The following is a 24,937-nucleotide window of genomic DNA, read 5'->3' as shown; positions in this document are numbered from 1 at the left end:
TGAACCCATCATTCAGAGGAGCCGGCCAATGCCTGCGACCCGTATCTGGTTAAAAAACCCCCTCGCGATTTTCACTGCCAATGGTCTCGATGGCCGTGGCGGCCTGGTGCTGCAAGACGGTGTGATCACCGAAGTACTGGGCTGGGGAAGAGAGCCTGCCGTGCCTTGCGGGCATGTCTTCGACGCGCGCGAACATGTGATCCTTCCCGGCCTGATCAACACCCACCACCACTTCTATCAAACCCTGACCCGCGCCTGGGCGCCGGTGGTCAATCAGCCATTGTTCCCTTGGTTGAAAACCCTCTACCCGGTCTGGGCGCGGCTGACCCCGGAAAAACTCGCCCTGGCGTCGAAGGTGGCACTCGCGGAGTTGCTGCTTTCTGGCTGCACCACGGCGGCAGACCACCATTACCTGTTCCCTGACGGCCTGGAAAACGCGATCGACGTGCAAGTTGAAAGCGTGCGCGAATTGGGCATGCGCGCCATGCTAACCCGCGGCTCCATGAGCCTCGGCGAAGCCGATGGCGGCCTGCCTCCGCAGCAGACCGTGCAACAGGGCCAAGTCATCCTTGAAGACAGCCAACGCCTGATCCGCGACTATCACCAGCGCGGCGACGGCGCACAGATCCAGATTGCCCTGGCCCCCTGCTCGCCGTTTTCCGTCACCCCGGAAATCATGCAAGCCAGCGCCGAACTGGCCAACAGCCTCGACGTACGCCTGCACACCCACCTGGCGGAAACCCTCGACGAAGAAGACTTCTGCCTGCAACGCTTCGGCCTGCGCACCGTGGATTATCTGGACAGCGTCGGCTGGCTCGGCCCGCGCACCTGGCTGGCGCATGGCATTCACTTCAACCCGGATGAGATTGCGCGCCTGGGCGCCGCCGGCACCGGCATCTGCCACTGCCCAAGCTCGAACATGCGTCTGGCGTCCGGCATCTGCCCGACGCTGGACCTGCTGGCAGCAGGCGCACCGATCGGCCTGGGCGTGGATGGCTCCGCCTCCAACGATGCGTCAAACATGATCCTTGAAGCACGCCAAGCCCTGTACATCCAGCGCTTGCGTTACGGCGCGGAAAAGATCACCCCGCAAGGCGTGCTGGGCTGGGCGACCAAAGGTTCAGCGCAGTTGCTCGGGCGTACAGACATTGGCGAATTGGCGGTAGGAAAGCAGGCCGACCTGGCGTTGTTCAAGCTGGATGAGCTGCGTTTCTCCGGCAGCCACGACCCAATCTCGGCACTGCTGCTGTGCGGTGCGGATCGGGCGGATCGAGTGATGATCGGCGGCAAGTGGCGTGTGATTGACGGCCAAGTGGAAGGCCTGGACCTGAAAGGCTTGATCGCCGATCACACCCAGGCGGCACGGCAGTTGATCGCCGGAACCTAATCCAAACAAAGCTCCCACATTAGTTTTGGGGTGTGCCGAAGACCCTTACAACCCCAACAACGACAACATAATGAAGGTCGCAAACAACACAAAATGCGTCATCCCTTCGATGGCATTGGTTTCGCCATCGTTGAGGTTGATCGCGCTCACAATGAGCGTGATCAACACCATCACGGTCTGCACCGGCGTCATCGCCATCTGGAACGGCTGGCCGGTGTAGAGCGCCATGGCTTCCATCACCGGCACCGTCAGGATCACCGTCGACAACGAAGCACCCAACGCAATATTCACCACCGACTGCATGCGGTTCGCCAACGCGGCGCGCAACGCCGTCAAAATTTCCGGCGCTGCCGAAATGGCCGCGACCACAATCGCCGTGATCACCGGCGGCGCGCCAGTGCCTTCCAGGCCAAGGTCCAGGGTCTTAGACATCACTTCGGCCAATGCACCGATCACCACCACCCCAAACACCAGCGTGCCGATGGAAAATGCCAGGTTAACCGACGGCGCTTCCTGTTCTTCCGGCTGCTTCTTGCGGCGTTTTTCCGGGTAGCTGTAGCTGAAGAAATAACTGTGCGGCCCCACCTGCATGCGCAGGAACAGGGTGTACAACACCACCATCGCGCCAATGGTGAAGGCCGAGTAAATTTTCCAGTCGGCTTCGGGGATGAATTCCGGCACCACCATCGACACGCCCATGGCGGTGAGGATCATCACGCTGTAAGTACGCGCCGAATCGTCGTTGTAGGACTGTTCACCGTGCTTGATACCGCCCATCAGCGCAGCCAGGCCGAGAATCCCGTTGATGTCGAGCATCACCGCCGAGTAAATGGTGTCGCGCACCAGGGTGGGCGAAGGCTCGTTGCTCATCATGATCGCCAGGATCACCACCTCCACGAGCACGGCGGCCAGGGTGAGGATCATGGTGCCGTAGGGGTCGCCGACTTTTTCCGCGAGTTGCTCGGCGTGATGGGCAACGCGCATCGACGCCATCACAATAAAGCCAATGAGTGCCGCGCCAGCCAGCAGCGCCACCATTTGTCCGCTGTGCAGCATCCAGTGCTCCAGCGGGTAGGCGGAGATGGCGGCAATCAGCGCCAGCAGCATGAATTTTTCTTGCTTGAGTGAGGTGAGCATTTCGGGCCTTTTAGTACCGCAAATCTGTCATTGATGGGGTACAGACTGCGCGATGTCGCTAACGTTTCGTTACATCTTAATTGAGAGGGTTCTTGCATGAATAAAGCCAAAACTCTCCTGCTGGTCAGGTTTTACCGATTATTTCAGCCATGGCCTGTAGAATGCCGCCATTGCACCTGATGAGAATTTAGAAAATGTACGATTGGCTCAACGCCCTGCCCAAGGCTGAATTGCACCTGCATCTGGAGGGCTCGCTGGAGCCTGAGTTGCTGTTCGCCCTGGCCGAGCGCAACAAGATTGCTCTGCCGTGGAACGACGTCGACACCCTGCGCAAGGCCTACGCGTTCAACAACCTGCAAGAGTTTCTTGACCTGTACTACAAGGGCGCCGATGTGCTGCGCACCTCCCAGGATTTCTACGACCTGACCTGGGCCTACCTGCTGCGCTGCAAAGCGCAGAACGTGATCCACACCGAACCCTTCTTCGACCCGCAGACCCACACCGACCGTGGCGTGCCGTTCGAAGTGGTGCTCAACGGCATCGCCGCTGCCCTTAAAGATGGCGAGCAACAACTGGGCATCACCAGCGGTTTGATCCTCAGCTTCCTGCGCCACTTGAGCGAAGCCGAAGCCGAGAAAACCCTGGACCAGGCCTTGCCGTTCCGTGACGCGTTTGTGGCCGTGGGCCTGGACAGTTCGGAAATGGGTCACCCGCCGAGCAAGTTCCAGCGCGTGTTCGACCGCGCCCGTCACGAAGGCTTCCTCACCGTGGCCCACGCCGGTGAAGAAGGCCCGCCCGAATACATCTGGGAAGCCCTCGACCTGTTGAAGATCGAGCGTATCGACCATGGCGTGCGCGCTATCGAAGACGAGCGCTTGATGCAGCGCATCATCGACGAGCAGATCCCGCTGACCGTGTGCCCATTGTCCAACACCAAACTGTGTGTGTTCGACGACATGGCCCAACACAACATCCTCGACATGCTCGAGCGTGGCGTGAAGGTGACGGTGAATTCGGATGACCCGGCGTACTTCGGCGGCTATGTCACCGAGAACTTCCACGCGCTGTACACCTCGCTGGGCATGACCCAGGACCAGGCCAAGCGCCTGGCGCAAAACAGCCTGGATGCCAGACTGGTCAAGCCATAATTGACTGAACGCAGTCCAACATGTGGGAGCTGGCTTGCCTGCGATAGAGGTGTATCAGTGAGCAATTTATTGCCTGGCACACCGCTATCGCGGCGGTTCGACGGTTCGACAAGCCCGGCTCCCACATTGAACTCATCGTTCTCACATCACCACCTCACCCAGCCAGGGTGAATCGGGCGATTTCCCGCTGCCCGATAGCGTGCACCTGCAAGGCCTGCGACTCGTTGATCACACTGATCCAGTTCGACTGCAAAAACAGTTGCAACAACCCTGCCCCCAACGCACCGCCCAGGTGCGGTTGCTGCTGGCTCCAGTCAAAACAGCTACACACCAGCGGCGATGCCAATGCCTGAATGAAAATACCCAGGCCGGCCAAGTGCTGCGCGCCTTTGACCGTAATGTCGGTACGCAACTCATAGCGCTCGATCCACCCCGCCTCCAACAGATGTTGATACAACTGCGCCCCCAGCTCCCCGCCGAGGTGGCCGTGGCACAACCGGGCATGGCGTAACAGCGGCGGTGCAACCAGGGCCGCCGCTGTTACGCCCGGCGCGCTGCGTGCAACACACGCCATGGTGGTTCTGGCCAAGGCATCGATGGCAGCGCTGACATCAGGTGCCGCAACACGAAACAAACGCTTGCCACGCCGGGCCTCAACCCGCAGCAAACCACCTGCGGTCATTCGCGCCAAGTGCGCATTGGCGGATGTCGGAGACAACCCGGCGAGCGTTGCCAACTCAACCGGCGATTTGGCCGAGCCATCCATCAAGGCCCACAGCATGGCGGTGCGTTTGGGCTCGGCGAGCAAGCTGGCGATCTGACTGATGCAAGGTGCCACTTCCATCTTTTCACTCCCTGTCGATTTATTTTTCTACTGAGGTTGGCGCCAAAGTATAGGGCCGTAAATCGCCGGTTCCACGGCGTCTGACAGCGTAGATAGGGACGGTATCTGAGTGAAATTTCCTGCTTTGATGGAGGCCGTTACGTCGCGCTCAATGGCTCCGGTAATTGGGCAGTCAACATCGCACAACGGGACACGAGCATTTCCCGCAACAGGTTGATGGGTTTGCTCAGTTGCGCGCGATGAGCACACAGCAGATTGAGTGGCGTACGCTCACCGCGCAGCTCAGGCAGGATCAAGCGCAGGCGCCCGGCCAGCACGTCAGTACTCACATCCAGCCAGGACTTGTAGGCAATGCCTACACCCGCCACCGCCCAGCGGCGGACTACGTCGGCATCGTCACTGAAACGGTCGCCGGAGACGGTCAGGCTGACGTCGCGTTTACCGTCGTGAAAAGTCCAGTGGTCGTGGACCCGGCTACCGAGCATGTACAGCAGGCAATTGTGCTGGGCCAGTTGATCCAACTGCCGAGGCTCGCCAAACCGCGTGAGATAGCTGGGGGAAGCGCATAACACGCGAACGTTTTCCGGCGCGACGGGGAGCGCGACGAGGCTGGAATCCTCGGGTTCACCGTAGCGTAGGGCGATGTCCACCGGCTGGCGGAACAAGTCGGCAATTCGATCACCCAACAACAGGCGCACGCTCAGTTGCGGGTGCTCATGCTGGAATTCATCCAGCCACGGCAGCAATTGGTTACGCCCGAAATCGGAAGGCGCCGACAGCTGGAGCACGCCACTGACATGGTCCTGGCCGCTGGCCAATAAGCGCCGCCCTTCATCCAGCGAGCTCAACGCGGCGCGAGCATATTCCAGGAAACCGTCGCCTTCAGCCGTCAAGCGCAGGCTGCGGGTAGAGCGCGCCAGCAAGCGCGTGCCCAGTTGCTGTTCGATGCGCTTGAGCGCGGCACTGGCTACCGCAGGCGACAGGTCCATCACCCGTGCGGCAGCGGACAGGCTACCCAGGTCCGCCGCACGCACAAACAACTGCAAATCATCAAAACGCAGCATGCATTCCCGCTCATTATCAAAATTTGGTTGAAACAGACCTTTGTTTTAGCGGCTTTTATCTCCTGGGGAAATAGCCAATCATCCGTGCATCCCGTTCATTACGTATCTGGAGTTGAATATGTCCACTGCCTTTAACGTCATCGCCACGCTGATCGCCAAACCCGGCCAGCAGGCCACCTTGGAAACCTTGCTGCGCGGCCTGCTGGAACCCACCCGCCTTGAGGCCGGTTGTGAGCAGTACGACCTGCACCAGGACCTGCAACACCCCGAAACCTTCTACATGCTCGAACGCTGGAGCGACGACGCAGCACTGGCCGACCACGACCAGAGCGCGCACATCCAGAGCTTTCGCGCCAAGGCCGCTGATGTGATCGAACACTTCGACCTCAAGCGCCTGAAGTTTCTTGCCTGATCACCCGCCCTTTTCCTGGAGCCATCATGAAAGCCATTGCCTACTACGCCTCGCTGCCGATCAACGACCCGAACGCCCTGCAAGACATTGAGTTGCCAGCGCCCGTCGCCGGCCCGCGTGACCTGCTGGTGGAAGTCAAAGCCATCTCGGTCAACCCGGTGGACACCAAAGTGCGCCAGAACGTCGCCCCGGAAAACGGCGCCGCCAAGGTGCTGGGCTGGGACGTGGCTGGCGTGGTCAAGGCTGTCGGCAGCGAAGTGACGCTGTTCAAGGCCGGTGACAAGGTGTTCTACGCCGGCTCTCTGGTACGCCCGGGGGGCAACAGCGAATTGCACACCGTGGACGAACGCATCGTCGGGCACATGCCGAAAAGCCTGGGTTTTGCCGACGCTGCCGCCCTGCCACTGACCGCCATCACCGCCTGGGAACTGCTGTTCGAACGCCTGCAAGTGCGTGAAGGCAAACAGGATGAAGGCCAGAGCCTGCTGATCGTCGGCGCCGCGGGTGGCGTAGGATCGATCCTGACCCAGTTGGCCAGCCAGCTCACCGCCTTGAAAGTGATCGGCACCGCTTCGCGCCCGGAAACCCAGGAATGGGCCAAGGCCCTCGGCGCCGACCTGGTGATCGATCACAGCCAACCGCTGAGCGAAGCGCTGAAAGCAGCCGGCCACGCGCAAGTGACCCACGTCGCCAGCCTGACCCAGACCGACCATCACCTGGACCAACTGGTCGAAGCCCTGCAACCCCAGGGCAAGCTCGCGCTGATCGACGATCCCAAGGCACTGGACGTCAGTAAGCTCAAGCGCAAGAGCCTGTCACTGCATTGGGAGTTCATGTACACGCGCTCGATGTTCGAAACCCCGGACATGATCGAACAGCACAACCTGCTCAATCGCGTGGCCGAACTGATCGACGCAGGCACCCTGAAAACCACAGTGGGTGAGCACTTCGGTGTGATTAATGCGGCGAACCTGCGGCGTGCCCATGCGCTGCTGGAAAGCGGCAAGGCCAAGGGCAAGATCGTGCTGGAAGGGTTCTGAAAAACGTCTGTCAGTGTTGTCCATTATTCCTGTGAGTAATGGACGACACCGCTAGTCTGAGAGTTGATCTTTGTCATATGTGTGAGCGTATTCGGGTTTATATTGGCCGCCTTTGCCACGATTCTTTTACGTGAGGAAGTCAGCAATGAAGATCCTGATAAAAGCGTTAGCAAAATCCGCAGGCAATAAATGGCAGGTTCGTCTCGACGGCGACGCGTTCACCTTCCGCACCGAGGCCGAAGCCCGTGCCTTTGCCGACACCCTGCAAGCCCGTATCCAAGCCCCCCACCGCTTTCCGAACAGCCAGCAACGCTCCGCCGCTGGCTGATCCGCGCTTCAGCCCTGCGCCTGCTCGGCCCTCGCCCGTTGCAGGCGCTGGGTCGACATCGCAATCGTTACCGCCAATACACCGCACAGGCTGATGACGATGGCCATCGGCATCGCCGTGCCGTCGTGCAGCACACCCACTAATGAAGCAGCGCCCGCCGCCACGCCAAACTGAATGCACCCGAGCAGCGCCGACGCGCTACCGGCGCGTGCACCCTGCCCGCTCATGGCACACGCCGAGGTATTGGGCAAAATGCAGCCCAGGCTCGCGATGCAGATAAACAGCGGCACCAGCAACGGCCACAGCGCTTCGGTGCGTAAGGCCGCGATGCCGAGCAGCGTCAACGCCGCCAACAGGTAAACCCACACACTGCGCGACAGCAGGTACGCCGGGCCACGCTTGGCCAGCAACCGCGCATTCACCTGTGCCACCAGGATAAAGCCTGCGGCATTGGAGCCAAACAGCCAGCCGTAATGCTCGGCTGGCACGCCGTAGAGTTGGATAAACACGAACGGTGAACCGGCAATGTAGGCAAACATCCCGGCAATCGAAATACCGCCAGTGAGCGCGTACCCCAGGTAAACCCGATCGGACAACAGCGAGCCGTAGCGACGTAACGACCCGGACAACGGCTGGCGCGGCTGATGGGCCGGAAAGGTTTCCGGCAGCCCGATCGCCACGGCGATTGCCGCCATCACGCTGAATATCGACAGCGCCAGGAAAATCGACTGCCAGCCCCATAATCCCACCATCACCCCGCCAGCCAGCGGCGCGAGGATCGGCGCCAGGCCGGTGACCAGCATCAATTGGGAAAACACTTTGGCCGAGCCCACCGCATCGCATTTGTCGCTGACCACCGCGCGGGAAATCACCATGCCGGCGCAGCCACCGAGGGCCTGCACGAAACGCGCGCCGATCAGCCATTCCAGGGACGGCGCGAAGGCGCAGGCAAAGGAGGCCAGCGTAAACAGAGTGACACCACTGAGCAGCGGGCCGCGTCGACCAAAGCGGTCCGCGAGTGGGCCATAGATCAACTGGCCGATGGCCAGGCCAGCGAAGTACACCGCCAGGGTCAGCTGGATGTGTTTTTCATCGGTGGCAAAGGCCTTGGCCATTGCCGGGAAGCCCGGCAGGTAAAAATCGATCGCCAACGGAGCGAAGGCGCTCAAGGCGCCCAGAATCAGGATTATGCGAAGGTTCATCGGGCACCCAAGTCAAACGGCAGCCCAACAGTCTAGCCGCGCTTGGGCGCATTGAACACGATAGCTCGCTAACTATTTTTACCCGTCAGGCAAGCTTGGCGCTGTAGCCTTCTTCCGTGATCAGGCTGATCACCTGTTCGGCAGACAGGCGGCTCTCGACGCCGACCTCCTTTGCCGCCAGGTCGACCTTTACGCTGGCCGCCGGGTCCTGGCTCTGCAGCGCCTGGGTCACCGCTCGAACGCAATGGCCGCAGGTCATTCCTTCAACGCTGAATACTTGCATGACATGACTCCTTTGATGAGGTTGAACCCAGTCTCGACCTTGCCACGATGGCAAGGTCAAGTTCTGAAAACTTCTGCCGGGCTGGTATTTGGCGGCCTCAAAGGCCAAGCTTCATTCCTCTTCGATTCAAACCACGGAGCATTCGCCATGCGCTGGTCTTTTTTTGCCCTTGCCGGCCTGATGAGCTTGTCTGCCGCTGCGCCCCAGGCCGTTGCCGCAGAAGACTATGCGGTGCTGATCATTTCCCGGGAACGCCTGGAAGTGCCGACCAACTGCGAGATCGGCCTATACCTGAATGATCAACTGGCCGGCCGGTTGTTCCAGGAGCAAGCCACGTCGTTCAACCTGCCGGCGGGCAACCTGTCGTTGCGCTTGAAGCTGCTACCGGGCCAATCCCCAGGTTGCCTGCCAGGCCTGCTCGCGCCACCCGCGCAGAACATCACGCTCAAGGTCGGTGACGTGCGCAAATTGCGTATCGCCCAGGGCCCGGACGGCATGTACCTCAAACCCGCCGCACTGGAATATTAACGGCGCTTGACCTTCCCCACAGGTCAAGGTTGATCCTAGGGGCAACTTCTCCTGGAGGACTGCCCCATGAATGGATCCACCACCTTTGACCTGCCCATCAGCGGCATGACCTGCGCCAGCTGTGCCGGCCGGGTCGAGCGCGCGCTGGGCAAAGTGCCGGGGGTGCAAAGCGTCAGCGTCAACCTGGCCAACGAACGTGCCCATGTTGAAGTGCTTGGCCAAATGGACGCCAGCGTGCTGATCGCCGCCGTCGACAAGGCCGGCTACACCGCCACCCTGCCCCAAAGCGAAACGGCCACCGAAGCCAATCAAGCCCAGCGCCTGCATCGCGAGCGTTGGGCGTTGCTGCTGGCGATCCTGCTGGCACTGCCGTTGGTGCTGCCCATGTTGGTGGAACCTTTTGGCCTGCACTGGATGTTGCCCGCCTGGGCGCAGTTCGCCCTGGCCACACCGGTGCAATTCATCTTTGGCGCGCGCTTCTATATCGCCGCCTGGAAAGCCGTGCGGGCCGGCGCTGGCAATATGGACCTGCTGGTGGCCATCGGCACCAGCGCCGGGTACGGCCTGAGCATTTATGAATGGCTCACGGCCCACCCAGGCATGGCGCCGCACCTGTACTTCGAAGCCTCGGCGGTGGTGATCGCGCTGGTGCTGCTGGGTAAATACCTGGAGAGCCGTGCCAAACGCCAGACCGCCAGCGCCATCCGCGCCCTGGAAGCCCTGCGTCCCGAACGGGCGATTCGAGTGCTCGACGGTCGCGAAGAAGACGTCGCCATCAGCGCTTTGAAGCTCAATGACCTGGTGCTGGTCAAACCCGGCGAACGCTTCCCGGTGGACGGCGAAGTGGTGGACGGTCAAAGCCATGCCGATGAAGCCTTGATCAGCGGCGAAAGCCTGCCGGTGCCCAAGCAGACCGGCGATAAAGTCACCGGCGGCGCCATCAACGGTGAAGGCCGCCTGTTGGTGCGCACGCTGGCCCTCGGCGCCGAAAGCGTGCTGGCGCGGATCATCCGCCTGGTGGAAGACGCACAAGCCGCCAAGGCGCCGATCCAGAAACTGGTGGATAAAGTCAGCCAGGTGTTCGTCCCTGCCGTGCTGGTGCTGGCCTCCATCACCTTGATCGGCTGGTGGCTGTATGGCGCGTCCCTGGAGACCGCGATCATCAATGCCGTAGCGGTACTGGTGATCGCCTGCCCGTGCGCCCTGGGCCTGGCCACTCCCACCGCGATCATGGCCGGTACAGGCGTCGCTGCACGCCACGGCATCCTGATCAAGGACGCTGAAGCCCTGGAACGCGCCCATGAAGTCAGCGCCGTGGTCTTTGACAAGACCGGCACCCTCACCTCAGGCACGCCGAAAATCGCCCACTTGGCGGCAGTGGATGGCAATGAAGCGCTGCTGCTGCAAAAAGCCGGCGCGTTGCAACGCGGCAGCGAACACCCGTTGGCCAAGGCCGTGCTGGATGCGTGCCATGAACAAGGCTTGAACGTGACCGACGTGAGCGCCAGCCAATCCCTGACCGGGCGCGGTATCGCCGGCACGCTTGAGGGGCAACCGCTGGCCTTGGGCAATCGTCGGCTGCTGGAAGAAAGCGGCTTGCGCATGGGCGACCTTGCCGACTCCGCCAAGGCGTGGGAAGCCGAGGGGCGTACCTTGTCCTGGTTGATCGAGCAAGGTGCGCAACCGCGTGTGCTGGGGCTGTTCGCGTTTGGCGATACCCTCAAGCCCGGTGCGCTGGAGGCTGTGCAGCAACTCAAGGCCCAGCACATCAGCAGCCATTTGCTCACCGGTGACAATCGCGGCAGCGCCCGCGTGGTCGCCGAGGCCTTGGGCATCGATGATGTGCATGCCGAAGTGCTGCCCGCCGACAAAGCCGCCGCCGTCGCCGAACTAAAGAAAACCGACGTCGTCGCGATGGTCGGCGACGGCATCAACGACGCCCCGGCCCTGGCCGCCGCCGATATCGGCATCGCCATGGGCGGTGGCACCGACGTGGCCATGCACGCGGCCGGTATCACCCTGATGCGCGGCGATCCGCGCCTGGTGCCGGCCGCGCTGGAGATCAGCCGCAAGACCTACGCAAAAATCCGCCAGAACCTGTTTTGGGCCTTTGTGTATAACTTAATTGGCATTCCCCTGGCAGCGTTTGGCCTGCTCAATCCAGTGCTGGCGGGGGCCGCGATGGCCTTGTCCAGCGTCAGCGTGGTAAGCAATGCGTTACTGTTGAAGACTTGGAAACCCAAGGATCTGGAGGATCAACGCCCATGAACATCGGCCAAGCCGCACGCCAGAGCGGGCTCAGCGCCAAGATGATTCGCTATTACGAATCCATCGGCCTGCTCAAAGCCGCCCACCGCACCGACAGTGGCTATCGCGTGTACGGCCAGGATGACTTGCACACCCTGGCGTTTATCAAGCGTTCGCGGGATTTGGGGTTTTCATTGGAGGAAGTCGGCAAGTTGCTCACCCTGTGGCAGGACCGGCAACGGGCCAGCGCTGACGTGAAGGCGCTCGCGCGCCAACACATCGAAGAGTTGAACCAGAAGATTCTGGAACTGGGACAACTGCGCGATACATTGCAGGACCTGGTGGAGCACTGTCAGGGCGATCATCGGCCGGATTGTCCGATTCTCAAGGAGTTGGCATCGGGCAGCTGTTGCGCCTGACTAGGCGTACACAAAACAACTGTGGGAGCTGGCTTGTGTGGGAGCCGGGCTTGCCCGCGATGCAGACACCTCGGTATGTCAGTCACACCGAGTTGATGCTATCGCAGGCAAGCCAGCTCCCACATTCGATCGCAGTTGCTCTGACTACTGCATCCACGGCGGTGGCGGTGGCTCGTCCGACACTTTGCTCTGCGGCGCATCATCCGCCGCGCGAATCGCCTGACGACGTTCATCATCCAGCCGCGCTGCTTCGATTTCGCGGATCACACCGCCCACGTCCGCCAACTCCTCCGGCTCGTCGAACTCGCCGGTCAAGACGCTGGCCGGGTGCAAGGTGCCGGCTTCGTACAGCGCCCACATTTCCTTGGCGTACTTGGTCTTCTTCAACTCGGGAGCAAAACGCCCGAAATAGGAAGCCATGTTGCCCACGTCCCGCTCCAGCATGCTGAACGCGTGGTTGTTGCCCGCCGCATCCACCGCCTGGGGCAGGTCGATGATCACCGGGCCGGTTGGCGTCAGCAGTACGTTGAACTCGGACAAGTCACCGTGCACTAGGCCGGTACACAGCATCAGCACGATCTGCGAGATCAGGAAGGCGTGGTATTCGCGCGCCTGGTCCGGATCCAGCGTCACGTCGTTCAGACGTGGCGCGGCGTCGCCATACTCGTCGGCCACCAGCTCCATCAACAGCACGCCTTCCAGGAAGTCGTAAGGCTTGGGCACGCGAACGCCCGCGCCGGCCAAGCGGAACAACGCCGCCACTTCGGCATTCTGCCAGGCATCTTCGGTTTCTTTCTTGCCGAACTTGGAGCCTTTGGCCATGGCCCGGGCCTGGCGACTGTTACGGACCTTACGGCCTTCCTGGTATTCGGACGCTTGACGAAAACTTCGTTTGTTCGCCTCCTTGTAAACCTTGGCGCAACGCAATTCGTTGCCGCAGCGCACCACATAAACAGCTGCTTCTTTACCACTCATGAGTGGGCGCAGCACTTCGTCGACCAGACCGTCTTCGATCAGGGGTTCAATGCGTTTAGGAGTCTTCATCAGCTTTTATTGTGGGTCCTGTATTACCAAACACGCGTGTGGAACTCGTTATACGGCAATCGGCTCGCCGGTGGGAGAGGCTACCGACCTCTGACCACTTCAGAATGCATTCAATATGCCAATTTGTGGCGCAATCAACGCTCGATGATCGCCGTCACGCCTTGACCGCCGGCGGCACAGATCGAAATCAGGCCACGCCCCTTACCTGCTGCGTCGAGCAACTTGGCCAGATTGGCGACGATACGCCCACCTGTGGCGGCAAACGGATGCCCGGCGGCCAGGGAACTGCCTTTTACATTAAGCCGGCTGCGGTCGATGGCCCCCAACGGCGCGTCAAGCCCAAGGCGCGTCTTGCAGTAGTCCGCATCTTCCCAGGCCTTGAGTGTGCACAAAACCTGGGCAGCGAAGGCTTCGTGGATCTCGTAGTAATCGAAGTCTTGCAGCGTCAGGCCATTCCTCGCCAGCAGCCGCGGCACGGCATATACCGGTGCCATCAGCAGGCCTTCGGCGCCGTTGACGAAATCCACCGCCGCCGCCTCACCATCGCGCAGATACGCCAGGATTGGCAAGCCGCGTTCCTTGGCCCAGGCTTCGCTGCCCAGCAGTACCAACGACGCGCCGTCCGTGAGGGGCGTGGAGTTGCCGGCAGTCAGCGTGCCCTTCTCGCTGCGCTCGAAGGCGGGTTTAAGCGCGGCGAGTTTTTCCAGGGTCAGGTCGGGGCGCAGGTTGTTGTCGCGGGTCAGGCCCAGGAACGGTGTGAGTAAATCGTTGTGCCAGCCTTCAGCGTAGGCGGCGGCCATTTTCTGGTGGCTTTCCAGGGCCAACTGGTCCTGTTCGGCGCGGGGGATTTGCCACGTCTGCGCCATCAATTCGCAATGTTGGCCCATGGACAGGCCTGTGCGCGGCTCGCCATTACGTGGCAGTTCGGGCTTGAGGTGATGGGGACGAAGTTGTAACAGGACTTTTAATTTATCCGCCATGGATTTGCTGCGGTTGGCTTGCAGCAGAATCTTGCGCAGGCCCTCATTTACACCGATGGGCGCATCGGAAGTGGTGTCCACCCCGCCGGCAATCCCGCATTCGATCTGGCCCAGGGCAATCTTGTTGGCCACCAGCAATGCGGCTTCCAGCCCGGTGCCGCAGGCCTGTTGAATGTCATAGGCCGGTGTCTGCGGCGACAAGCGCGAGCCCAGCACACATTCGCGGGTAAGGTTGAAGTCGCGCGAATGCTTGAGCACCGCGCCGGCCGCCACTTCGCCCATGCGCAGGCCGTGCAGCTTGTAGCGTTCGATCAGGCCTTCCAGCGCAGCCGTCAGCATCGCCTGGTTGCTCGCGGTGGCATACGGACCATTGGAGCGAGCGAAAGGAATGCGGTTACCGCCAATGATCGCTACACGGCGCAATTGAGTCATGGAAAGCTCCCTGATGGTTGTGGGTGGAATCATCAAGCCTAGCCTAGGCTCAATCGAACGACTGCCACCCCGGGGTGGTCAACCCTTTGAACCCCAGCCTTCGGAGAGCGTTCCATGTCTGACCGTTATATCGACTTCGCCAACTCAAGCCTCGGCCATCGCCTGGTCGCCGCCATTGGCCTGCCGTCACCGGTACGCCTGGAACGCTGGCAAGCCGGGCGCCTGCGTCCGGTGGAAGGCGCGTTGCTGCTGGGCGGTGGTGCGCTGGCAACCAACGTGCAAGCGTTTGCTCACAAATTCACCGACGCTATCTACACCTACGGCAGCCAAGCCTCGACGTGGATTCCCGGCCATGGCCCCAAACTCAAGGCGGTGGTATTCGATGCCAGCGATCTGCAGCACACCGACACGCTCAAGCAACTGCGCGAGTTCTTCCAGCCGTTGCTGAAAAACCTGGATAACAGCGCCCACGTGGTGATCCTCGGCCGCGCGCCGGAGAGCCTCCGCGACCCGTTCGCCGCCAGCGCCCAGCGCGCCTTGGAAGGTTTCAGCCGCTCGTTGGCCAAAGAGTTGCGCAATGGCGGCGTGTTGCAATTGCTCTACGTCGGCGAGGGTGCCGAAGACCAACTGGAAGGCGCGCTGCGCTTTTTCCTCTCGCCGAAAAGTGCGTATATCTCCGGCCAGGTGATTCGCCTGGAAGCCTGCGCCACCCCCGTTGAGGATTGGACGCGACCACTGGCCGGGCACAAGGCGCTGGTCACCGGCGCCGCCCGAGGCATTGGCGCGTCTATCGCTGAAACCCTGGCCCGCGACGGCGCCGAGATCATCCTGCTCGACGTGCCGCAGGCCAAGGCCGACCTCGAAGCCCTGGCCGCGCGCCTGGGTGCCCGCACCGTGGTGCTGGATATCTGCGCCGAAGACGCCGCCAGCCAATTGATCGAACAACTGCCCGATGGCCTCGACATCCTGGTGCACAACGCCGGTATCACCCGCGATAAAACCCTGGCGAATATGACCCCGGAATACTGGGACGCGGTGCTGGCGGTCAATCTAAACGCACCGCAACTATTGACCAAGGCCTTGCTCGACAGCGGCACCCTGCACGACAACGCCCGCGTGGTGCTGCTGGCATCGATCAGCGGCATCGCCGGTAACCGTGGGCAAACCAACTATGCCGCGAGCAAGGCCGGGTTGATCGGCCTCGCGCAAGCCTGGGCGCCATTGCTCAAGGAACGCGGCATCACCATTAACGCCGTGGCCCCCGGTTTTATCGAAACCCAGATGACCGCGCATATTCCGTTCGCGCTGCGTGAGGCCGGGCGGCGCATGAGTTCGCTGGGCCAGGGTGGCTTGCCGCAAGACGTCGCCGAAGCGGTGGCCTGGCTTGGCCAACCGGGTTCCGGTGCGGTCAGCGGGCAAGCGCTGCGGGTGTGTGGGCAAAGTATCCTGGGAGCATAGGCATGCAATGGAAGACATTAGGCGCTACGCCGTTTCTGCCGCCGCTGTATTGGCGCGCGGCGCTTAAGCGCAAGATTACCGGCAACACCCTGCCCGAACAGGGGTTGCGCTGTCGGGTGAGCATCGACCCCAAGCAGGTGGCGGCGTATCGCAAGGTCTGTGGCTTTACCGACAGCCCGATTCTGCCGGCAACTTATCCGCATATCCTGGCGTTTGGTTTGCAGATGCAGCTGCTGACGGAGAGCAACTTTCCCTTCCCACTGCTGGGGTTGATTCACCTGAATAATCGCATCCGCATTCACCGTCCTCTGGGCGGCGTCAGCGAGCTGTCCATCAGCGTGCACACACAAAACCTCAAGCCCCACCCCAAAGGCGCGACCTTTGAATTAGTGACCAGCGTCGAGGATTCCCTCGGCCTGCTCTGGGAAGCTGAGAGCCGCATGCTGTGCCGGGGCGTGAAACTGGAAGGTGACGCAGAGGATCACGCCCAGCCTTCCCCGACCCATGTCAACGAACTGACCCGCTGGAAAGCCCCTGCCGACATCGGCCGCCGTTATGCACGGGTCTCCGGTGACTACAACCCGATCCACCTCAGCGCCCTGACCGCCAAGCTGTTCGGCTTCCCCCAGGCCATTGCTCACGGGTTATGGAACAAGGCGCGCACGCTCGCCGCCCTCAGCGAACACCTGCCCGCCGCCAATATCGAAATAGACGTCGAGTTCAAGAAACCCGTGCGCCTGCCCGGTGATGTGACGTTATTAACCAGCGCCGCCGGTTCCACCGGTGAGTTGTGGTTGAAAGGCGCTGGCGACATTGAACATATGGTAGGTAAGTGGCGGCCGATAGCCTGAAATAAACTGATTAATTGTATATATACACCTTAAGTAATAGCGGACTTTTTTAAGTCCGCTTTTTTTATTCAACTCTTTGATTTCAAAAACATATACATCTTGATACACCCTCCCCCTATACCCTTGGCATTAGTCGCTTAACCGGTTCATTGCAGCGGTATATAAATCGTTAATACCAAAGAGATAATTGAGAGAGCGCGCCGCCGGGGCTGTTATAGCCACACGGACAAACGCATCGCTATCCCAAGAAATAGCGAGCGTTTGAAGACAACCAAGGTTGTACAGGTGCAGGGAACTCAATCATGAAAACTCAAATCGTGTTTTGGAAAGCAAGTACCGCGCTGGCCCTGGCAGTAGCACTGGCACTCGGCGGCTGCAGCAGCGGTGGTGGCGGGCATAAAAGCGGTGGTTCCTCCGGCGGTTCCTCCGATGCCGGCGGTGGCGGGACTGGCGGCGGCACCGATCCAGGCGTCAGCTCAGCCTCACTGGTCACTGCCGACGTGGTCGATACCGGCGGCGATACCATGACCGACCTCAGCAACACCTTCAGGAGCCTGGGCACTACCCTTGGCAGCCTGCCGATCGTTGGCGCAACCGCTGGCGACCTGGTAACGGCGACCGGCAACGCAGTAGACACCATCGGACGCGGCTTGTCGGATGGCCTGGGGACGCTGGGTACCGACAGTAACGCACTGGGCAAAACCGTCGCTGGCGTGGCCAATGGTGTGTCCGACCTGGGAGATGGCGTGACCGTGACCGGTGCCAACGTCGCCACCCTGCTCGGGAACGTGCCGGTGGTCGGCGGCGCCGCACCGGCGGTGGGCAATGTGGTGGGCAAGGTCGGCTATGCCGTGACCATGCTTGGTGACACCCTGAGTACCGCGAGCACCAGCGGCCCACTGGGTTCGGTTACCCACGCGGCAGGTGCGAAAGTCCTGGTGCCGGTTGTATCCCTGGTGGAAAACACCACCGCTAAAGTCGGCAACGCGACGGGCCTTGATAAGCCGGTGAGCGGCCTGCTGGAAAAAGTCGGCGATACCGTCGATGGCCTGGGCGATAAAGTCGCCAGCGCAGGCGGCACGGGCAACCCCGTGACTGGCGCCGTGGGCCACGTGTTCAATGGCGTTGGCGGCGTGGTCGACAAGGCCCGCGGTTATGTCGACCCTGATGCGGACACCAGCGGCGGCAGCGACGACAGCGGTACAGGCAGCACCGATAAACTGGGCCTCGCCGAACTCATCGGTGGCGTGATCGCCGGTGCCGGCGGTGGCCTGGATGCTGGCAACACCAATGGCGTGGTCAGCGCAGCAGGCGTCACCAGTGTCAAAACGGGCATCACCGTGGCCGCCCTCGGTGGTGGCACGCCAAGCACTAAAACCAGCGTTCCGGTCGCAGGGCTGACCGGCCCCATCGGCAATGCACTCAACCCTGTGACCAGCGGCGTGCAGAGCCTGACCCAAACCATTGGCGGCTCCACTGGCCTGGGCGCCCCGGTCAACGGCCTGGTCACCCATGTGGGCAACGCGGTTGGCAGCCTCGGCGGCAAAATCAGCGGCACTACTGCCAACCCGGTCACCAACGCCCTGGGCGGCACCGTGACTGCCGTGGGCGGCACCGTCGCGTCGATCGGCGGCCTGGTCACCGGCGGCACCAATACCGGTGGTGGCTTGCTCGGTGGAGGCCTGAACCTCGGCGCCGGTGCCTCTGCGGGTGCAGGAGCAGGCGCCGGTGCAAATGGGGGCCTGCTGGGTGGGCTGTTGGGTGGCCTGACCGGCAAAAATTAGAATTGCACCTGGCCGATTAGACGGCCTCACCTACAGCGCCTACGCTTGGTTGAGACGAGAGACCCACTAAGTCTCTCGTCTTTTTTTAGGGGTCAATGATCGACCCCTGAAAACACCCGAACCGCGCCCCCAGAGCCCGGCGGGCATCTGCGAAACGCTGCAGCAATTTTGACCATGGAGTGTCCTATGCGCGCTTTGACACCGTTGTTATTGCTCACCCTCAGTGCTTACGCCCACGCCGATACCCTACCCAGCTTCCTCAACAGCAACGACACCATCCGTAACCTTCCGGTGCCCAACCTGCCCGCCGATGCCTACCGACCGGCCGCGACGCCCACCCAGGTGCCGGTGCCAGCCCCCACCGCCGGGCAGCCGTTGCTGATGGACACCAAAGTGACCATTCGAAAACTGCAGATCGACGGCGGAACGGTTTACCCACTCAAGGACATCGCCCAGGTATTCGAGCCGCTGATTGGCCATGAAACCAACCTGGCGCAATTGATCGAAGCCACCCGCAACATCACCCGGCGCTACCAGGAAGACGGCTACCTGCTGTCCTACGCCTTCCTGCCGGAACAACGCTTCGAAGGCGGCCTGGTGCAGGTGGTGCTGGTCGAAGGCTACATCCGCGATTACCAGCTGCAAGGCGACATCGGCGCCGTCTCGTCCTACGTCGACAAACTGGCGGGAAAACTCACGGCCGAGCGCCCACTCACGCGCAAGACCTTCGAGCGCTACACCACCCTGATGAGCGCCATCCCAGGCGTGACCTTGCAGGCGCAAGTGCCTCCGCCAAGCACGACAGACGGCGGCACTCACATGCAGATCACCGCCAGCCGCAAGCCCTTCACCACCAGCATGAGCCTCAACGAGGCCAGCCGCGGCGGAACCCAGGCGCTGCTGACCGGCACCAGCAACTCATGGACGTCCATGGGCGAACAACTGAGCCTCAGCGGCCTGTTTCCACCTGGCGAAGACAAAGAACATTACTACCGCGCCAGCTACAGCCAATTCATCAATGCCGAGGGCACCCAGGTGGTGCTCTCGGGCGAACGCTACCGCGCCGACCCCAGCACCCGCCTGCAACTGGGTGATGGCTTCGAGCTCAAGCCGCACCAGGAAATCGACCGTTACTCAATCGGCCTCAACCACCCCTTTATCGCCTCGCCCACGGAGTCGTTGAGCCTCGGTACGCGCCTCTATGCCGTCGACCAGACCACCCGTTACACACTGGACGGCTTCCCCCAGCGCTTTGAACTGCAAACCGACCTGCGCGCCCTGGCCTTCGAAGGAGACTGGCGCAAGGCAGACACCACGTCGCTGCGCATCATCAGCGGCGGTGTGTACCAAGGCATCAATGGCATGGGCGCCACGACTCACACGGACTTCGGCGGTCTTAAACCCGACCTTGACTTCTTCCGCCTGCGCCTGTCCGGCGTGCAAAGCAACAAGCTGCTCGACAACTGGCAAGGCGTACTGTCCGGTGCGCTCTACTGGAGTAACGACAACCTGCCCGACAGCGAACGCGCCACCTTCGGCGGGCAAAGCTTCGGGCGCGGCTACCCCGACGACCAGGGCACGGGCGACAAAGGCTGGGGCGTGGCGTACGAGGTCAACTACAGCTACAACCGCGCCGGCGACTGGGTGAGGATCCTGCAACCCTACGTGGTGTTCGACCGCGCCAAGACCTGGTTCAACGACCTGCCGGTCAAGGGTAACGACATGTCATCGGCAGCGGTGGGGCTGCGCTTTGGCGACGCCAAGTACTACAACATCGCGCTGGAAGTCGCCAAGCCGATGTCCGACGTAGCGCTGGACAGCTTCGATCGACGCCCGCGCTACTCGTTAAGCTTCAGTTATCAGCTCTGACTGTAGTGAGCGGGCTTGCCCCGCGCGGGGCTGCGCAGCAGCCCACTATTCAGCCGCCTCCGTTCCAACTGGGGAAACTCAGCGCCGCCAATGGGGCTGCTGCGCAGCCCAGCGCGGGGCAAGCCCGCTCACTACGATTTAGCGTTGGGAAGGGGAAACAGGTTGTTCAACGTGTCGATCAGCCGCACCAGGTAGATCGGCTTGCGGAACAGGTCCAACACCTGCAAACGCAGCATGTCGCTCACATCATCCATTTCGGCATGGCCCGACATCACAATCACGGGCAGATGAGAACGTGAGGTGTGTTCGCGCAGGCGCTTGATCAAGGAAATGCCACTTTCCTCGGGCATACGCAGGTCGGTGATGACCAGGGCGATGTCGGGATGGAGTGTCAATTCTTGCAGGGCGAAGGTGACGGAGTTGGCGGTAAAACAGACAAACCCCTCGTTTTCGAGGGACTCGGCGAGTTCGATGAGGGCGTCCTCTTCATCATCCACCAAAAGAATTTGTTGGCGGGAAGAAAAAGAGGCGCTCATGGCTGTACCTGGACAGAAAGAACGTTAATGAGTGTTTCTCACAGTTATCAGCAGACTATCAAGTCGTCATTTTAGTAGCGACGCTATCAAAGATGGACTTGATCTTAGTTCCAAGGCCTGTACCTGCACCGACGATCACCAGTGCAACCATGGCCACGATAATCGCGTATTCAATACCCGACGCGCCGTCTTTGCGTTGAAAAAACAACTGCGTCTGGACATAAAGTTTCAACATCATGTCAAGGAACATAATACTTCTCCCTAAAACGCCACTGAAAGCCGGAAGGGCTCTATCACCAGATGATCACGGCGTGCCACTAAAGCATTGTCAACAAACCTCAGACTCACAACTGTAAGAACGGATTAATCACAAAGTATTAGTCGCAACGTTGGCGCCATAAACGTAGGGTTTAAAAGGCGAGGTTTAAAGGACCGATAATTTTTTCCTGGGTTAATGGCTTTTTGTCCTAGCTGAGCTACCTTCAAATAGCCAAATCGTTAGATGTTCATCACAGCCAGGTTGCGGATTAACTCGTTTGGATTAGACGGGTGTGTAGTGCAACGGGGAAAGGGAGAGCCGTCATGAACAGTCGCATCAGCATGGTCCTGGCCGGCTTGTTGCTGATCGGGGCATTGATCGCCGGGTACTGGGGGCTTGTTTTGAGCCGCGCACCGGAACCTGTCGCAGCCCCCGCCGCACCTGTCGTTTCCGTGGAAAACACCGTCGCCACCGCTGAAGACCAAACCCGCCAACCGGTAGTGGTCCTGGTGCATGACGTGCCCGCCTTTATTCCCCTGACCGCCGCCGACCTCGCGGTGGAAAAACTGCGCACCGTGCCTGCCGGCAGCCTGACCCAACTCGACCAGGCCCTCGGCCGCATGCCGCTGCGCGCCCTGGGTGCAGGCACCTGGCTCACCGAGGACAGCTTCAGCGGCGGTGGCCCGCTGGCGCGCATGATTCGTCCCAATGAACGCGCGCTGGCCGTCGCCGTGGATGAGGTGATCGGCGCGGGCGGCCAGTTGACCCCCGGGGATTACGTGGATGTGTTGCTGTTCCTGCGCCAGGATGCCAGCAACAGCGAGCAATCGGCCCAGGTTGCCCTTCCGGCGATGCGCCTGCTCAGCGTCGGCGATCAGTTGGGTTTGGCCAACGATGGCCAGCCCGCACTGCCACCGCCGGCCACGGCCGAAGAGCGCGTCCAAGCCGCCCAACGCCGCGCCGCCGCACGCACCGTGGTGCTGGCCGTGCCAGAGCCTTTATTAAGCCGCCTGATGCTCGCGGCGCAAGCCGGCACCTTGCGCCTGGCCGTACGCAGCGCCGAGGAGCAACTGCTCAGCCGCTACTGGGCCGGCGAAAACGACGCGCCGGAGAAACTCGACAGCGCCAACCGCGACCTTTACCAATTCACCCAATTAGCCCTGACCGGCCCGCCAAAACGAATCGCGCCGGCCGGTGGCGGGCCTGGCGTGCGCCGTGGCATTGAAGTGATTCGCGGTGCCCAAGCGGCGCCACAAACTCCGTGATCGAGCAAGGATGCCTTGAATGAGCCATCGCTACGCACCCATGTTCACGCAAATGGCTTGGGCTTTGATGCTGTCGTGCCTGCCGGTCGGCATGGCCTTGGCGGCGCCGGGCAACTGCAGCGCCCTGGGTCAACTGCCGGCCGTGGTCGAAGTGGGAGAAGGCCTGCAACAAGAGCTGCAATCGCCAGTGGCGATCACGCGCCTGGCAATCGGCGACCCGAAAATTGCCGATGTGCGCGTCAATGGCGACCGTCACTTCCTGCTGACCGGCGTCACCAGCGGCGCCACCAGCCTGATGGTGTGGACCGCCTGTGCCAGCGCGCCGCGCCAGAGCATGGTGTTCGTCAAGGGCAAAGCCACCTCGGCGCTGACCAGCCTATCATTGTCGCCATCGCAAGACCCACTGCTGCCCAGCCAGGTGCAGACCGATATCCGCTTTGTGGAAGTCAGCCGCACCAAGCTCAAGGAAGCCAGCACGAAGTTTTTGGGCATTGGCACAAACTTCTTCCTTGGCAGCCCCAATCTCCTGTCCCCCGCGGAGAGCGTCTTCAAGCTGCCGGTGAGCACTGAGAGTTTCAACATCGGGTTTGGCGGGGGCCGGGTCAAAGCCATGATCAACGCGCTGGAACGCAGCGGTTTCGCCTACACCCTGGCACGCCCAAGCCTGGTGGCCATGAGCGGTCAGAGCGCGTCCTTCCTGGCCGGTGGCGAGGTACCGATCCCGGTGCCCAGCGCCGGCAGCGACACCATCTCCATCGAGTACAAGGAGTTCGGCATTCGCCTGACCCTGACCCCCACCGTGATTGACCGCAACCGCATCACCCTCAAGGTGGCGCCGGAAGTCAGTGAGCTGGACTACAGCAACGCGGTGCAGATCCAAGGCATCCAGGTGCCGGCCCTGACCGTGCGCCGCACCGACACCAGCGTGTCCCTGGCCGATGGCGAAAGTTTCGTGATCAGTGGCCTGATCAGTACCAATAACCGCTCCACCATCAGCAAGTTTCCCGGGCTGGGCGATATCCCGGTCCTCGGGGCATTTTTCCGCGACTCCAACATCAGCCGCGAAGAAAAAGAACTGCTGATGATCGTCACGCCGCACCTGGTGCAGCCGTTGGCCGCCAACGCCCAACTGCCGTCGCTGCCTGGTGAAAAACTGCGCGGCTACGACCCGAACTGGTACCGGATGTTCTTCCTGGAAAACGGTAATTTCGACCGTCGCAGTGGACTTTCCCAATGAGCGATAGCCTGAGCCAGACCTTCCTCGCCATCACGCGCAACACCACCGACCTGGAGTGGCTGCAGGGTGCCCTCGCGCCCCTTGGCCAAGTCGTCAGCGCCGGCACCGGCAGCCTGGACGAACTGCTGGCGCTGGTGGACGTGACGTTCGCCAACCTGGTGTTCGTCGGCCTCGACCGGGAAAACGTCGTGGCCCAGAGCGCGCTCATCGAAGGTGCCCTGGAAGCCAAGCCGATGCTCGCCGTGGTCGCCCTCGGCGATGGCATGGACAACCAGCTGGTACTCAACGCCATGCGCGCCGGTGCCCGCGACTTTGTAGCCTACGGCTCGCGTTCCAGCGAAGTGGCGGGGCTGGTGCGACGCCTGAGCAAGCGCCTGCCAACCGTCGCCCACAATGCACAGCTGGGGGGCCTGACCGTACTGTTTGGCACTCAGAGCAACGCTGACGGCGCAATGCTGGCAACCCACCTGGCCATGGTCGTGCAGAAAAGCGGGCAGCAGACCTTACTGCTCGACCTGGGCCTGCCCCGCAGCGACAGCCTGGCCTTGCTGGGCCTGGAGAGCACGTTCAATTTCGGTGATGCGTTGCGGCATTTACGCCGCCTTGATACCACGTTGATCAACAGTGCCTTTACCACCGCCCTGGATGGCCTGCGCATCCTGGCGTACGCCACCGGTGACGAGCCACTCAAACTGACCAGCGCCGCCGAGCTGTACATGTTACTCAGCGCACTGCGCCAACACTTCCAGCACATCGTCGTGAACATCACCGGCCAGCCAGACAGTGAAGCGCTGCGCACCTTTGTCAGCCATTGCGACAAGCTGCTGTGGTGCACCGACCAAAACGTACTGGACTGTCGCCGCAACCTCGCGGTGCTCAGCCGCTGGCGCGAAAAAGGCATGAAGCTCGATCACGCCAGGCTGGTGATCGACCGGTACATCAAGGCCTGTGCGCCGGACACCGACGCCCTGGAAAAAAGCTTCGGCCTTGAGTGCGTCGCCGTGCTGCCCCTGAGCGCTGAGCTGCGCCTGAACGTGAAAAACCAAGGCCAGACCCTGTTCGCCCTGGCCCCACGTGAACCCCTGACCCAAGCCGTACGCACCTTGGGCGAGCGCCTGGCAAAACGCTCCGAGGGCCTTGCTAAGCCCTCAATGCGCTGGTTTGAACGCATCCTGGGGGGCGG

At 61.5% G+C, this 24,937-nt stretch carries 23 protein-coding genes and 1 pseudogene; 15 read left to right on the top strand and 9 right to left on the bottom strand.

Going from position 1 to position 24,937, the window contains the following annotated elements; translation table 11 throughout:
* The first annotated feature begins 28 nt into the window (after nucleotides 1-28).
* Complete coding sequence (locus tag AB4O35_RS09320; RefSeq protein WP_065874246.1) at nucleotides 29-1,387, top strand: 8-oxoguanine deaminase; 1,359 nt, start codon at nucleotides 29-31, stop codon at nucleotides 1,385-1,387.
* Between the two features lie 45 nt (nucleotides 1,388-1,432).
* On the opposite strand, the gene AB4O35_RS09315 is transcribed toward AB4O35_RS09320, so the two are convergent.
* Nucleotides 1,433-2,524 (bottom strand): calcium:cation antiporter, encoded by a 1,092-nt coding sequence (locus AB4O35_RS09315; RefSeq protein ID WP_065945516.1) that lies wholly within the window; start codon nucleotides 2,522-2,524, stop codon nucleotides 1,433-1,435.
* Nucleotides 2,525-2,718: 194 nt separating this feature from the next.
* Between AB4O35_RS09315 and AB4O35_RS09310 the strand changes: the two genes are divergently transcribed.
* On the top strand, nucleotides 2,719-3,672 hold the full coding sequence (locus AB4O35_RS09310; RefSeq protein ID WP_065874248.1) for an adenosine deaminase: 954 nt from the start codon (nucleotides 2,719-2,721) through the stop codon (nucleotides 3,670-3,672).
* Nucleotides 3,673-3,826: 154 nt separating this feature from the next.
* Here the strand turns inward: AB4O35_RS09310 and AB4O35_RS09305 are convergent, their stop codons facing one another.
* Nucleotides 3,827-4,516: an ArsR/SmtB family transcription factor gene (locus AB4O35_RS09305; RefSeq protein WP_065874249.1), complete on the bottom strand. Its 690-nt coding sequence runs from the start codon at nucleotides 4,514-4,516 to the stop codon at nucleotides 3,827-3,829.
* Between the two features lie 137 nt (nucleotides 4,517-4,653).
* On the bottom strand, nucleotides 4,654-5,580 hold the full coding sequence (locus tag AB4O35_RS09300; RefSeq protein WP_065879955.1) for a LysR family transcriptional regulator: 927 nt from the start codon (nucleotides 5,578-5,580) through the stop codon (nucleotides 4,654-4,656).
* A gap of 118 nt (nucleotides 5,581-5,698) precedes the next feature.
* On the opposite strand from AB4O35_RS09300, the gene AB4O35_RS09295 reads away from it, so the two are divergent.
* From AB4O35_RS09295 to AB4O35_RS09285, 3 genes are all read left to right on the top strand, one after another.
* A complete protein-coding gene (locus tag AB4O35_RS09295) occupies nucleotides 5,699-5,992 on the top strand; it encodes a putative quinol monooxygenase (RefSeq protein ID WP_065874251.1) in 294 nt (97 codons plus the stop codon).
* Between the two features lie 26 nt (nucleotides 5,993-6,018).
* Nucleotides 6,019-7,032, top strand: a complete 1,014-nt coding sequence (locus tag AB4O35_RS09290) for a zinc-binding alcohol dehydrogenase family protein (RefSeq protein ID WP_065889023.1) — start codon at nucleotides 6,019-6,021, stop codon at nucleotides 7,030-7,032.
* A 145-nt stretch (nucleotides 7,033-7,177) separates the two neighbouring features.
* On the top strand, nucleotides 7,178-7,360 hold the full coding sequence (locus tag AB4O35_RS09285) for a hypothetical protein (RefSeq protein ID WP_049710180.1): 183 nt from the start codon (nucleotides 7,178-7,180) through the stop codon (nucleotides 7,358-7,360).
* 8 nt (nucleotides 7,361-7,368) lie between these two features.
* On the opposite strand, the gene AB4O35_RS09280 is transcribed toward AB4O35_RS09285, so the two are convergent.
* Both AB4O35_RS09280 and AB4O35_RS09275 read right to left on the bottom strand, forming a co-directional pair.
* Nucleotides 7,369-8,562: a Bcr/CflA family multidrug efflux MFS transporter gene (locus tag AB4O35_RS09280; protein ID WP_065945517.1), complete on the bottom strand. Its 1,194-nt coding sequence runs from the start codon at nucleotides 8,560-8,562 to the stop codon at nucleotides 7,369-7,371.
* Nucleotides 8,563-8,647: 85 nt separating this feature from the next.
* On the bottom strand, nucleotides 8,648-8,845 hold the full coding sequence (locus AB4O35_RS09275) for a heavy-metal-associated domain-containing protein (protein WP_065874254.1): 198 nt from the start codon (nucleotides 8,843-8,845) through the stop codon (nucleotides 8,648-8,650).
* A gap of 147 nt (nucleotides 8,846-8,992) precedes the next feature.
* Here AB4O35_RS09275 and AB4O35_RS09270 point away from each other — a divergent pair, with 147 nt between their 5' ends.
* The 3 genes from AB4O35_RS09270 (at nucleotide 8,993) to cueR (ending at nucleotide 12,039) form a co-directional block, all read left to right on the top strand.
* On the top strand, nucleotides 8,993-9,373 hold the full coding sequence (locus AB4O35_RS09270; RefSeq protein WP_065874255.1) for a hypothetical protein: 381 nt from the start codon (nucleotides 8,993-8,995) through the stop codon (nucleotides 9,371-9,373).
* A 66-nt stretch (nucleotides 9,374-9,439) separates the two neighbouring features.
* A complete protein-coding gene (locus AB4O35_RS09265) occupies nucleotides 9,440-11,641 on the top strand; it encodes a heavy metal translocating P-type ATPase (RefSeq protein WP_065879952.1) in 2,202 nt (733 codons plus the stop codon).
* Nucleotides 11,638-12,039 carry a Cu(I)-responsive transcriptional regulator gene (gene cueR, locus AB4O35_RS09260; RefSeq protein WP_010213432.1) on the top strand — a complete coding sequence of 134 codons (402 nt, stop codon included), beginning with the start codon at nucleotides 11,638-11,640 and terminating at the stop codon, nucleotides 12,037-12,039. The genes AB4O35_RS09265 and cueR overlap by 4 nt, the downstream gene beginning before the upstream one ends.
* Nucleotides 12,040-12,183: 144 nt before the next feature.
* Here the strand turns inward: cueR and AB4O35_RS09255 are convergent, their stop codons facing one another.
* Both AB4O35_RS09255 and AB4O35_RS09250 read right to left on the bottom strand, forming a co-directional pair.
* Nucleotides 12,184-13,083 carry a PA4780 family RIO1-like protein kinase gene (locus AB4O35_RS09255; RefSeq protein ID WP_065874257.1) on the bottom strand — a complete coding sequence of 300 codons (900 nt, stop codon included), beginning with the start codon at nucleotides 13,081-13,083 and terminating at the stop codon, nucleotides 12,184-12,186.
* A gap of 134 nt (nucleotides 13,084-13,217) precedes the next feature.
* Nucleotides 13,218-14,495, bottom strand: a complete 1,278-nt coding sequence (locus tag AB4O35_RS09250; protein ID WP_065874258.1) for an acetyl-CoA C-acetyltransferase — start codon at nucleotides 14,493-14,495, stop codon at nucleotides 13,218-13,220.
* 114 nt (nucleotides 14,496-14,609) lie between these two features.
* Here AB4O35_RS09250 and AB4O35_RS09245 point away from each other — a divergent pair, with 114 nt between their 5' ends.
* From AB4O35_RS09245 to AB4O35_RS09230, 4 genes are all read left to right on the top strand, one after another.
* Entirely contained in the window at nucleotides 14,610-15,953 is a 1,344-nt protein-coding gene (locus AB4O35_RS09245) for a 3-oxoacyl-ACP reductase (protein WP_065945518.1), read from the top strand.
* Between the two features lie 2 nt (nucleotides 15,954-15,955).
* Nucleotides 15,956-16,804: a MaoC family dehydratase gene (locus tag AB4O35_RS09240; RefSeq protein WP_065945519.1), complete on the top strand. Its 849-nt coding sequence runs from the start codon at nucleotides 15,956-15,958 to the stop codon at nucleotides 16,802-16,804.
* 302 nt (nucleotides 16,805-17,106) lie between these two features.
* Nucleotides 17,107-18,588 (top strand): collagen-like triple helix repeat-containing protein, encoded by a 1,482-nt coding sequence (locus tag AB4O35_RS09235; protein WP_065879948.1) that lies wholly within the window; start codon nucleotides 17,107-17,109, stop codon nucleotides 18,586-18,588.
* Between the two features lie 186 nt (nucleotides 18,589-18,774).
* A complete protein-coding gene (locus tag AB4O35_RS09230; protein WP_065945520.1) occupies nucleotides 18,775-20,457 on the top strand; it encodes a ShlB/FhaC/HecB family hemolysin secretion/activation protein in 1,683 nt (560 codons plus the stop codon).
* A gap of 131 nt (nucleotides 20,458-20,588) precedes the next feature.
* Here AB4O35_RS09230 and AB4O35_RS09225 read toward each other — a convergent pair whose 3' ends face one another.
* Both AB4O35_RS09225 and AB4O35_RS09220 read right to left on the bottom strand, forming a co-directional pair.
* The gene (locus AB4O35_RS09225; protein WP_065874263.1) at nucleotides 20,589-20,993 is read right to left on the bottom strand and encodes a response regulator; all 405 of its coding nucleotides are present in this window, start codon (nucleotides 20,991-20,993) and stop codon (nucleotides 20,589-20,591) included.
* Nucleotides 20,994-21,051: 58 nt separating this feature from the next.
* Nucleotides 21,052-21,243, bottom strand: coding sequence for a Flp family type IVb pilin (locus AB4O35_RS09220; RefSeq protein ID WP_065874264.1), 192 nt, complete (start codon nucleotides 21,241-21,243; stop codon nucleotides 21,052-21,054).
* A gap of 332 nt (nucleotides 21,244-21,575) precedes the next feature.
* On the opposite strand from AB4O35_RS09220, the gene cpaB reads away from it, so the two are divergent.
* The 3 genes and pseudogenes from cpaB to AB4O35_RS09205 all read left to right on the top strand — a co-directional run.
* Nucleotides 21,576-22,517, top strand: coding sequence for a Flp pilus assembly protein CpaB (gene cpaB / locus AB4O35_RS09215; protein ID WP_065889029.1), 942 nt, complete (start codon nucleotides 21,576-21,578; stop codon nucleotides 22,515-22,517).
* 19 nt (nucleotides 22,518-22,536) lie between these two features.
* Nucleotides 22,537-23,754, top strand: coding sequence for a type II and III secretion system protein family protein (locus tag AB4O35_RS09210; protein ID WP_065889031.1), 1,218 nt, complete (start codon nucleotides 22,537-22,539; stop codon nucleotides 23,752-23,754).
* A pseudogene (locus tag AB4O35_RS09205) lies at nucleotides 23,751-24,932 on the top strand (pilus assembly protein); the annotation flags it as partial. The gene AB4O35_RS09210 and the pseudogene AB4O35_RS09205, both read left to right, overlap by 4 nt.
* Nucleotides 24,933-24,937: the final 5 nt, after the last annotated feature.

It is taken from the genome of Pseudomonas sp. H1_A03 (assembly GCF_054685145.1).
This window is presented reverse-complemented; position numbering and strand designations above follow the sequence as displayed.

Excerpts from the sequence above, each read along its gene's own strand:
- AB4O35_RS09255 (WP_065874257.1), bottom strand. The coding sequence starts at position 13,083 with ATGAAGACTCCTAAACGCATTGAACCCCTGATCGAAGACGGTCTGGTC.
- AB4O35_RS09320 (WP_065874246.1), top strand. The coding sequence starts at position 29 with ATGCCTGCGACCCGTATCTGGTTAAAAAACCCCCTCGCGATTTTCACT.
- AB4O35_RS09230 (WP_065945520.1), top strand. The coding sequence starts at position 18,775 with ATGCGCGCTTTGACACCGTTGTTATTGCTCACCCTCAGTGCTTACGCC.
- AB4O35_RS09315 (WP_065945516.1), bottom strand. The coding sequence starts at position 2,524 with ATGCTCACCTCACTCAAGCAAGAAAAATTCATGCTGCTGGCGCTGATT.
- cpaB (WP_065889029.1), top strand. The coding sequence starts at position 21,576 with ATGAACAGTCGCATCAGCATGGTCCTGGCCGGCTTGTTGCTGATCGGG.
- AB4O35_RS09280 (WP_065945517.1), bottom strand. The coding sequence starts at position 8,562 with ATGAACCTTCGCATAATCCTGATTCTGGGCGCCTTGAGCGCCTTCGCT.
- AB4O35_RS09210 (WP_065889031.1), top strand. The coding sequence starts at position 22,537 with ATGAGCCATCGCTACGCACCCATGTTCACGCAAATGGCTTGGGCTTTG.
- AB4O35_RS09310 (WP_065874248.1), top strand. The coding sequence starts at position 2,719 with ATGTACGATTGGCTCAACGCCCTGCCCAAGGCTGAATTGCACCTGCAT.
- AB4O35_RS09290 (WP_065889023.1), top strand. The coding sequence starts at position 6,019 with ATGAAAGCCATTGCCTACTACGCCTCGCTGCCGATCAACGACCCGAAC.
- AB4O35_RS09270 (WP_065874255.1), top strand. The coding sequence starts at position 8,993 with ATGCGCTGGTCTTTTTTTGCCCTTGCCGGCCTGATGAGCTTGTCTGCC.
- AB4O35_RS09250 (WP_065874258.1), bottom strand. The coding sequence starts at position 14,495 with ATGACTCAATTGCGCCGTGTAGCGATCATTGGCGGTAACCGCATTCCT.
- AB4O35_RS09305 (WP_065874249.1), bottom strand. The coding sequence starts at position 4,516 with ATGGAAGTGGCACCTTGCATCAGTCAGATCGCCAGCTTGCTCGCCGAG.
- AB4O35_RS09235 (WP_065879948.1), top strand. The coding sequence starts at position 17,107 with ATGAAAACTCAAATCGTGTTTTGGAAAGCAAGTACCGCGCTGGCCCTG.
- AB4O35_RS09225 (WP_065874263.1), bottom strand. The coding sequence starts at position 20,993 with ATGAGCGCCTCTTTTTCTTCCCGCCAACAAATTCTTTTGGTGGATGAT.
- AB4O35_RS09275 (WP_065874254.1), bottom strand. The coding sequence starts at position 8,845 with ATGCAAGTATTCAGCGTTGAAGGAATGACCTGCGGCCATTGCGTTCGA.
- AB4O35_RS09245 (WP_065945518.1), top strand. The coding sequence starts at position 14,610 with ATGTCTGACCGTTATATCGACTTCGCCAACTCAAGCCTCGGCCATCGC.
- cueR (WP_010213432.1), top strand. The coding sequence starts at position 11,638 with ATGAACATCGGCCAAGCCGCACGCCAGAGCGGGCTCAGCGCCAAGATG.
- AB4O35_RS09265 (WP_065879952.1), top strand. The coding sequence starts at position 9,440 with ATGAATGGATCCACCACCTTTGACCTGCCCATCAGCGGCATGACCTGC.
- AB4O35_RS09295 (WP_065874251.1), top strand. The coding sequence starts at position 5,699 with ATGTCCACTGCCTTTAACGTCATCGCCACGCTGATCGCCAAACCCGGC.
- AB4O35_RS09285 (WP_049710180.1), top strand. The coding sequence starts at position 7,178 with ATGAAGATCCTGATAAAAGCGTTAGCAAAATCCGCAGGCAATAAATGG.
- AB4O35_RS09300 (WP_065879955.1), bottom strand. The coding sequence starts at position 5,580 with ATGCTGCGTTTTGATGATTTGCAGTTGTTTGTGCGTGCGGCGGACCTG.
- AB4O35_RS09220 (WP_065874264.1), bottom strand. The coding sequence starts at position 21,243 with ATGTTCCTTGACATGATGTTGAAACTTTATGTCCAGACGCAGTTGTTT.
- AB4O35_RS09240 (WP_065945519.1), top strand. The coding sequence starts at position 15,956 with ATGCAATGGAAGACATTAGGCGCTACGCCGTTTCTGCCGCCGCTGTAT.